This window comes from [Scytonema hofmanni] UTEX 2349 (genome assembly GCF_000582685.1).
Lineage (GTDB): Bacteria > Cyanobacteriota > Cyanobacteriia > Cyanobacteriales > Nostocaceae > Hassallia > Hassallia hofmanni.
On the sequence record NZ_KK073768.1, the window covers coordinates 2,144,627 to 2,153,018 of the forward strand.

The 8,392-nt window shown below is 41.9% G+C and carries 9 protein-coding genes; 4 read left to right on the plus strand and 5 right to left on the minus strand.

Annotated features, from left to right (window positions below):
* Nucleotides 1-252 precede the first annotated feature (252 nt).
* Nucleotides 253-534 carry an Npun_R1517 family heterocyst differentiation transcriptional regulator gene (locus TOL9009_RS0114650; protein WP_029633470.1) on the plus strand — a complete coding sequence of 94 codons (282 nt, stop codon included), beginning with the start codon at nt 253-255 and terminating at the stop codon, nt 532-534.
* Nucleotides 535-1,142: 608 nt separating this feature from the next.
* Here TOL9009_RS0114650 and TOL9009_RS0114655 read toward each other — a convergent pair.
* Nucleotides 1,143-1,838, minus strand: coding sequence for a response regulator transcription factor (locus tag TOL9009_RS0114655; protein WP_029633471.1), 696 nt, complete (start codon nt 1,836-1,838; stop codon nt 1,143-1,145).
* A 376-nt stretch (nt 1,839-2,214) separates the two neighbouring features.
* A complete protein-coding gene (gene tnpA / locus TOL9009_RS0114665; RefSeq protein WP_029633472.1) occupies nt 2,215-2,613 on the minus strand; it encodes an IS200/IS605 family transposase in 399 nt (132 codons plus the stop codon).
* A gap of 51 nt (nt 2,614-2,664) precedes the next feature.
* On the opposite strand from tnpA, the gene TOL9009_RS0114670 reads away from it, so the two are divergent.
* Nucleotides 2,665-3,846, plus strand: a complete 1,182-nt coding sequence (locus TOL9009_RS0114670; protein WP_029633473.1) for an RNA-guided endonuclease InsQ/TnpB family protein — start codon at nt 2,665-2,667, stop codon at nt 3,844-3,846.
* Between the two features lie 25 nt (nt 3,847-3,871).
* Here TOL9009_RS0114670 and TOL9009_RS0114675 read toward each other — a convergent pair whose 3' ends face one another.
* Both TOL9009_RS0114675 and ctpB read right to left on the minus strand, forming a co-directional pair.
* Complete coding sequence (locus TOL9009_RS0114675; protein WP_029633474.1) at nt 3,872-4,840, minus strand: glycosyltransferase; 969 nt, start codon at nt 4,838-4,840, stop codon at nt 3,872-3,874.
* Between the two features lie 78 nt (nt 4,841-4,918).
* The gene (ctpB, locus tag TOL9009_RS0114680) at nt 4,919-6,256 is read right to left on the minus strand and encodes a carboxyl-terminal processing protease CtpB (protein WP_029633475.1); all 1,338 of its coding nucleotides are present in this window, start codon (nt 6,254-6,256) and stop codon (nt 4,919-4,921) included.
* Between the two features lie 372 nt (nt 6,257-6,628).
* On the opposite strand from ctpB, the gene TOL9009_RS0114685 reads away from it, so the two are divergent.
* Nucleotides 6,629-7,270: a YdcF family protein gene (locus tag TOL9009_RS0114685; protein WP_051502902.1), complete on the plus strand. Its 642-nt coding sequence runs from the start codon at nt 6,629-6,631 to the stop codon at nt 7,268-7,270.
* Nucleotides 7,271-7,506: 236 nt separating this feature from the next.
* On the opposite strand, the gene TOL9009_RS47315 is transcribed toward TOL9009_RS0114685, so the two are convergent.
* Entirely contained in the window at nt 7,507-7,701 is a 195-nt protein-coding gene (locus TOL9009_RS47315; protein WP_186227714.1) for a hypothetical protein, read from the minus strand.
* Nucleotides 7,702-7,718: 17 nt separating this feature from the next.
* Here TOL9009_RS47315 and TOL9009_RS49345 point away from each other — a divergent pair, with 17 nt between their 5' ends.
* Nucleotides 7,719-7,853 carry a hypothetical protein gene (locus tag TOL9009_RS49345; RefSeq protein WP_260675896.1) on the plus strand — a complete coding sequence of 45 codons (135 nt, stop codon included), beginning with the start codon at nt 7,719-7,721 and terminating at the stop codon, nt 7,851-7,853.
* Nucleotides 7,854-8,392: the final 539 nt, after the last annotated feature.

Consider the following 8,392-nt stretch of genomic DNA (forward strand, 5'->3'; position numbering starts at 1 on the left):
TTGTGAGATTTGAAATGGTAATTGTCCCATTGAAAGTGCAATACAACGGCACACCGAATTAAACAACCCCCGTGTAATGGAGCAAATATAAACCGGTACTAAAGGACGGGGTTTCAGACCGCAAGGAGTTTCGATGAATGAAGACAAATTCTTAATTCAAACACTTTGGATTCAAAAAAAAATATAAAGAATTTGTGCCGGAAATTTAGCTGCCAACCATGATCACCACCAAGTAAAGGAATCCTAAACACTATGAACTCCAAAGCATTGCCATGTCAGGTAAATAACATTGATGTAAGTGTTTATGAGTGCGAAATTCATCTCAAGTTCCGAATGATTGAGGAAAAGAGTATATTAAGCGATCGCGATCAACTGTTGCAAGTACTGTTAGAAGCTTTAACAGAAGGGTCTGACGAGTTTCTGGAAACCCTGCACGCGTCTGTCAAGGCACAGGAGGTTTCTGAACTTAAAGCCTCACCGCAAATGCGTCGTCAACTGATGCGATTGCGAAACTCTACTGAAACTATTCAATAGTTAGGTGCTAAGAGTGCTTATCTTATTTCGGTAGTAGCAAATCGTATATCGGTCAGAAAATGGTGATTTTTTTAAGTTTAACCATTTGCCTATTTACACTCACTTGGGATTTGACACCTCTTTTAAGGTGCGTCAGGGGAACAAAGACTTAGTACGCTCTATTTGGAAGCCGATTTAATTAGGCTTTTAAGCTTAAGTTGCGATCGCATTTACAGTAGCCTTTACTTTCTTTGCACTACGGTTATGATTGGGTGCTTACTATGCCTTTATACCAAAACAGTTGAAGTTACTTAGGGTTTTTGAAGATGTATTTTTCTTTTCTTTATTGCTCAAACCAGATTACTCTTACAAAATAAAGGAAGCCTAAGCTAGTAACCTTGCCATGAGATATCGGTCATCTAGAGTTTGAGACATTACCCTGAGTGTCTGTTTTGTCTAAAGATTAGGTAGCTGTTTACTGACATAGTAAGCAAAACAAATTCAATCGGGTGCATTTAACCGATTTATTATTCTCAACCAAACAAAGATACCCCTCCAGGCAAGAGTCAATAGTCAGTTGTCATTTGTCTTTTGTCCAAAGCTAATGACTAATGACAAATAACTAATGACTACTTAGCAAGACCGTGTTCTAAAGCAAAACGAACTAATTCAGTACGGCTATTAGTGCCAGTTTTACTAAACAAACGACTGACGTACTTTTCGACGTTGCGGACGCTGGTTTCCAAACGACGGGCAATTTCTTTATTCATTAGCCCTTCAGCGACCAAATTTAAAACACTTTGTTCTCTGGGGGTCAAGTCGATAGCAAAAGGTGCAGGAGATTGAGCGATCGCATTTTTTTGAGTTAACAACGCTTTAATTTGGGCAATCTGATTGGCTAGTTCCGCAATATCAAAGGTTTCTCCCTCTTCACCTGTAGCATGAGGCTTTTGGGTGCGACGGATCAGTAAATTTTCGATAATTGCGACTAATTCATCTGGATCGAAAGGCTTGGGTAGATAAGCATCAACACCAGCTTGATAACCTTGAATGCGATCGGTTGTCATTCCTTTTGCCGTTAAAAAGACCACCGGCAGGGTTTTAAAGCGGGGGTCTTCCCGCAGTTGCTTTAAGAACTGATAGCCATCTACCTGAGGCATCATGATGTCGGAAATCACTAAATCAGGTATACTTTGCTGCATCAAGTCCCACCCCTCACGGGCGTTACTGGCAACTTGAACGCTGAAACCGCTTTCTTGCAAATAATCCTTGACGGCTTCACGCAATCCCGGTTCATCATCCACCAGTAACAGTTGTGCTGACATTTGAAGTTTCCTTGACACTACTTTTATTAAATTTAGCGGAAATTGGGGAATGGGGAATGGGTAATAAAATTATTGCCAATCCAAAATTCACGCATCCCCGTTGGCTTGGGGTGTAGGGTGTAGGGTGTGGGGTGTGGTGAAAGAAAGGGTGTTGGGGGTGGCTGAGTGGGGTGTGGGGTATGGAAATAAAATACAGATTTGTTCAAATAGCTCTATATTCTTTCCCGACACCCTTGTCTTTCTAACCATACGCCCCTACCAATGCTGTGTTCCCTACACCCTACACCCTACACCCTACACCCTACACCCTACACCCTACCCCCCACACCCTACACCCTTCTTCTTGACCGAAAAAATGGGATTCAAGCCCCGTCCTTCAAGTACGTGTTTCTTGATTTCTGATGTATTCCTTAAGAATTTCCAATGGCGCACCTCCTACAGAAATAGCAAAATAACTAGGACTCCATAAAGCGGATGAGTGGGGTTTTTTATATCCTTGTTGTCCGTAACGACGACTAGAAACACCTTTTAGAGCATTAACTATCTGAGAAACAGATAGTTTTGGTGGATACTCAATCAGCGCGTGAACGTGATTCCCTTCACCGTTAAACTCAATTATTTGAAAATCCATCTTTTTGGACACCTCTTGAAACGACTTTTCAATTCCCGCAAGGCTTTCTAACGTAAATATAGATTTACGATATTTTGTTACGCAGACCAAGTGTATTTTTAAGTCCGTAACGCTATGTCTTTCTCTTCTAAATATAGTTGCCATTATATGCAGACCAATGTATAATTATTTTACAGACCAATTATAGCATTAACAATGAAAGCTAGGTATCAATACCGTTTCTACCCGACAGACCAACAGCGACAACTTTTGTCTCAGTTGTTTGGTTGTGTTCGTGTAGTTTGGAATGATGCCTTGGCAATCTGTAAACAGTCAGAAAAGTTACCAAGCAATAACGACTTACAAAAGTTGGTAATTACTCAAGCCAAAAAAACTCTTGAGCGAAGTTGGTTATCTGATGTCTCAAATATCCCCTTGCAACAATCGGTTGCAGATTTAGGTGTTGCTTATAAAAACTTTTTCGATTCTCTGAAAGGGAAACGCAAAGGTAAAAAAGTTGGCACTCCCAAGTTTAAAAAGAAAACTAATCAGCAATCAGCACGGTTTAGAATAGGAGGCTTTTCAATAAAGGGCAATGAGGTCTATCTAGCCAAAATCGGTAATGTTAAGCCTATTTGGTCAAGAGTTTTACCCTCTGCGCCTAGCTCTGTCACGGTAATTAAAGATTGTGCTAACCGTTATTTCCTCAGCTTTGTAGTAGAGATTGAACCAGTTTATATTGATGCCAAGAATCAAAGTATAGGTATAGATTTGGGTATGAAAACCTTTGCTGTAATGAGTAACGGCGAAAAAGCTGTAAGTCCTAGTTACTCAAGACTAGACAGAAATGTTCGCAAGCTTCAGAAAAAATTAGCACGTCAATCCAAAGACTCAAAACGTAGAAGCATAACTCGGATTAAAATCGCAAAGTTGCATAACAGAATCGCGGATACCCGTAAAGACTTCTTGCACAAACTATCGCTCCATATCGTTAGCGAAAACCAAGTTATTGTTTTGGAAGATTTGAATGTTTCAGGACTGGTCAAAAACCGCAAACTTGCTAGAGCAATAAGCTTGCAGGGGTGGAGAGATTTTAGGACGCTGTGTGAAGGTAAATCCGAGAAATTTAATCGTGATTTCCACGTTATAAGTCGATGGGAACCAACAAGTCAAGTTTGTTCTGAGTGTGGTTACAAGTGGGGCAAACTTGATTTAAAAGTTCGGTTGGTTCAATGCTTGAATTGTGGCACTGAACACGACCGAGATGAGAACGCCGCGAAAAACATACACAAAGTCGGGATAGGGCATTGCCACGACTCTAAACGGGCGCAGAGGAATTGTAAGACTACAACGGTCACGCAGAATCCGTTGAAGCGTCAAGAATCACCGAGGCGTTGACTCCCGGTGAGTATGTCAAGCATCCCTAGAGCCAATCAATAATTTTGGCTTTTTCTGGCAATTGGGCATCTTTTTGCCCAGAGTAACGTGCTATGCCAGTGAATAAACCAATAGGTGTACTTAACAAGTCTACAAGGCTGGCTTTACGAGCGATCGCTTTGTAGCTATTTTTTGGTATTTCTTTCAACAACCAACGCAGCAAGAGATAGCCGTATTCCTTTGCTGTAGTCTCGCGCATCAACTCAATACCGTGCAGTTCGTGTAAATAGCGATTTGAGCGTCCATAGCGCCGCCATTGACTTTGTAGCTCCTTAAGTGTAGCGCGGTGGCGATGCTGGACGATCGCTCTTGGTGAAAATTCTAAACGCCCAATGTTTTCTTTGAGAATTCGCCAACACATGTCAGCATCGCCACCAGTGGTCAGATAAGGACGGAACAAACCTGCTTTTTCAAATGCGGTGCGTCGAATTGCTAAATTAGCGGTTTGACCGTATGGACAAAATTTATGGGCGAGGGTGTGCTTTTGTGATAAAGTCTCTTGGCGATCGGCATATTGCTCTAGAAGGGTTTTGCCTGGTAACGCCGCAATTTCTCCGGCGACAATTATCACATCTTGCTTGACAAAAGGTTGTACTAATGCTTCTAACCATTGATGTTGCGGACGGCAATCAGCATCAGTAAAGGCAATTATTTCACTCTTAGCTGCGCGAATGCCTGTATTCCTGGCAGCGTAAGAGCTTTGAATTTGGTTTTCGCTTAAAGGACGAATTGTAATTGGGCAATATAAAGCAGCGGTTTCGAGAAAAGTGAGAGTGCGATCGCTACTGTTATTGTCTACCAGCAAATACTCAACCTGCTGTTTTGGGTAAGTTTGTGCTAATAGACAAGAAATTAAATCTGGTAAGTCTTTTTCACCATTATATATAGGCACCACTACCGACACATGAGGGAAAAAAGTGTTGGTGGTGGTGAAGTCAAGTGGCTGATGATTCATGGATTTATGATTTTGGGGGTGGGGTTAATTATTATTATTCCCAGTCCTAAATCGTAAATCCGTAGTATCATATTTGGTCTACAATTTCAAATCTGAGGCACGAACGCTCAAGGGTTTTGACCGTTGATTTGAATTGGGTTGGGCGAAGTTTGTGCTAGATAAAGCGGCGATCGCCCGCGCATATTGCGGATCGTTTTGAGTCGCCACCAAATTTGGATTAATCGCCAACTGACGCTCTTGCGCCTCTGACAAATCTATCTTGATATCAGGGGTAATTCCTTTATGGTTAATATCTGTTCCTTGAGGGGTGTAGTAATGGGCAATGGTGATGGCTACACCGGAACCGTCTGGCAGTTCATGCACTGACTGTACCAAGGCTTTGCCAAAGCTTTGACTGCCAACAACTACTGCTCGCTTATTATCCTTGAGTGCGCCAGTGAGGATTTCACTAGCACTGGCTGAATTGTTATCTATCAGTACCGCTAAGGGACGTTTTGTAATGGCAGTGTTATTTGCCTTACTGAGTTCAGTTCCTCCCACACGGTCTACTGTCTTGACAATTCCACCATTATCTATCCACATGCGAGCAATTTCAATACTTGCCTGTAACAAACCACCGGGATTTCCGCGCAAATCTAAGACGTAACTATCAACTTGCTGACCGTTCAAGTCGCGAATTGCTCGCCGCATTTGGTCGGCAGCGTGAGCGCTGAATTCTCGCAATCTGATATAGCCAACACGTCGTCCACCTTCTTGCTTCAGGGTGTATTTCACCGTTGGCACTTCAATGGTGGCTCGTGTCAGCTTGACATCCATTTCTTGTTGACCTTGACGTGCAAGCCGCAACGTTATGGCAGTACCAGCTTTGCCACGAATCAGCTTAGAGGCATCTTCTACTTTCAGGTCATGTATGGGCTTGCCGTCAATTGCTAGAATCTCGTCGCCGGCTCTGACACCTGCTTTGAGTGCTGGCGAATTTTCTATAGCTTCCACAACGGTGAGTCGCTTGGTTTTTTCATTCAGTTCCATCCGAATGCCAATTCCAGAGACTTCCCCAGATGTTTGACTGGTGAGGGCATCATACTGTTTCGGGTCTAGGAACCGAGTGTAAGGATCGCCCAATTTTTTTAAAGCTTCCCGGATGGCTGTGTAAGCTTCCTCACGAGAAGAATAATTTTTACTTAAAAGGGTTTGTCTGGTTGCTTGCCAATCTTGTTGATTAAATTTGCCATCAACATATTCACGATTTACTAGTTGCCACACTTGGTCTACGATCGCTTTTGGGCTATCTTGTAAGGCGGCGCGGACGGAGCGACACCACGCTTGACCGAACACAGACAAAGTTGCTGTTGTGGCGATCGCTCCACCAATCAAGGCTACTTGGAGCGGTGAGGAACGTTTCGCAGACTGGTTCATGTATATCAGCTGGAATAATTGTGTTATTGAAAGTTTAGCAATCTGGTTTTCCAGAAATTTATCGGTTTTTGTACTTTATTTAAAGCTACAATTCCTTCATAATTTTGCCCTTTAAATTCGGCGGTCGCACTGCGTTACTTTTTAACAATTATCCTTCCCTTTGTCATCTCTTTCCGGAAGGTTAATCTTAATTATTGACACAAACACTGTGTGTCGTCCTCTCACCTCAATTACTTTTAATAAGATAGCACTTGCTTCTGGTTAAGTGTATGCCTATAGGACAAAATCCTTTCTTAGCTTTGAAAGTGGGTGTGTCAACAGACGTATTTTTACAAAAAAACATTCATCGAAGATAAAATAAAAATCTGGAGCATGTGGCAAATGTTACAAAGATTGGCTTTGAGTTTATCTGCTGTGTTGGGTATTTGGCTGATTTTTATCACTATAACTCTACTCAATGCGTCATCCTCCCCAGTAGATGGCTTTTTTGTACTTGGTGGCAGCATTACTAGAGAAATTTATGTTGCCCAAGAAGCAAAAAAATCTCCGCAAACGCCGATTTTAATTTCTCGCGGTTCTCAAGACCCTTGTATTTGGCTGATTTTTCAACGAGAAGTAGCACCTATAGAAAATGTTTGCTTAGAACATTGTGCTGATTCCACTTTTGAAAATTTTTATTATGGTATTCCAATTTTGCGCCGTTTGGGAGTGCATAAAGTCATGCTTATTACTTCCCCAACTCACTTACCAAGAGCCAAATGGTTAGGACAAATTCTTTTAGGTGCTCATGGTATTTGGGTAGAAACTGTGACTGTTCAGGAAAAAGGCATTCCTGGTAATCGTGAGTCTTGGTTGAAAACGGTAGCAGATGTAACGCGCAGTTTGTTTTGGGCAGGTTTAAGTCAATTTATTCAGCCTGAATGTTCAAATGTGACTAAACTAACCCAAGTGAATATGCAAGATTGGCAGCAACGAGGTTTTCGGTGCGAACGACAGGGGAATTTGGGGAGATGAAAAGTGGGGGAGTGGAGGAAATGCAAGGATTTTACAGCTAGTAATAATGAATAATTATTGACCGAGAAACGCCGAACGCTCTGGTGGTATTATTGAAAATAAGCCTGGATTGGATATGCTTGTAGGTAAACTATGGCGGAAATTCGCTTGGCGATTGAGGGTGAAGATGCGATCGCTATTGCTGAACAAATCCGCAAATTGATAATCCCAATAAGTATGAAAAGCGATCGCTTCCTTTAACGGAAATCGCCGATTTGATTAACTTGGCTGAGAGAGATTTTACGTTGCGGATTTACCAGAGGATTATACAGTAACTGGACGGCGGTTGTATAAGTGGATGGAAGCGATCGCACTCTGCAACTGTTGCTAGATAAGTATCGGCGGGAGGGGATTGTTTTAGCGATCGCCCTTTTTGAAAAATCTCTTGCCATCAGTGAACAAATCGGCGATGTCCAAGGTCAGGCCGATCGCCTTTTTTCAAGAATCTTTTGCCCTCAAAGAACAAACTGGCGATGTCCAAGGCAAAGCAGCAACGTTGTGGTGGTTAGGGCATATAGCAGAACAACAGGGCAATATACAATAAAGCATTAGATTATTTGCAGCCAGCCTTGGAGATATTGCAGCGTATCCAATCTCCTGATGCAGAGGGAGTTAGGCAAATGGTAGCGAGAGTACAAGATTTAATTCGGGCTTGCTGAAAAAGAAAGAGAAGCTCACAGTATATAGATTATCTGACCAAAGAAGTATATTCAGGTGCAAGACTTGAGGGTAAAATAGCCCAAAATCCTTTCACCTGTTACGGGTTTTTTGTGCCTTTTTATGTATATTTTTCCAAAATAGACCTTTTTTAGCGATTGATATAATCGAGCGTTATAATTTTGCTAGCCATAGGCAACAAAAACTTATCTTTGACCTTGCTTAAATAACTCGTCAACCCAAAAGAATTGCTTTTTTATGACTTTTTCAGCAAGCCCTAATTCGTAATCAGTAAAGCTACGGAAATATGCAAAAAACAAAAGCCTCCTCTAATTATTTAGAGGAGGCTTTTGTTTAATTATCAAACCTGGCATAGAGCTATTTTGGCGTAGGGCTACCCCTAGACTATCGTCGCCGCAGCAGCGT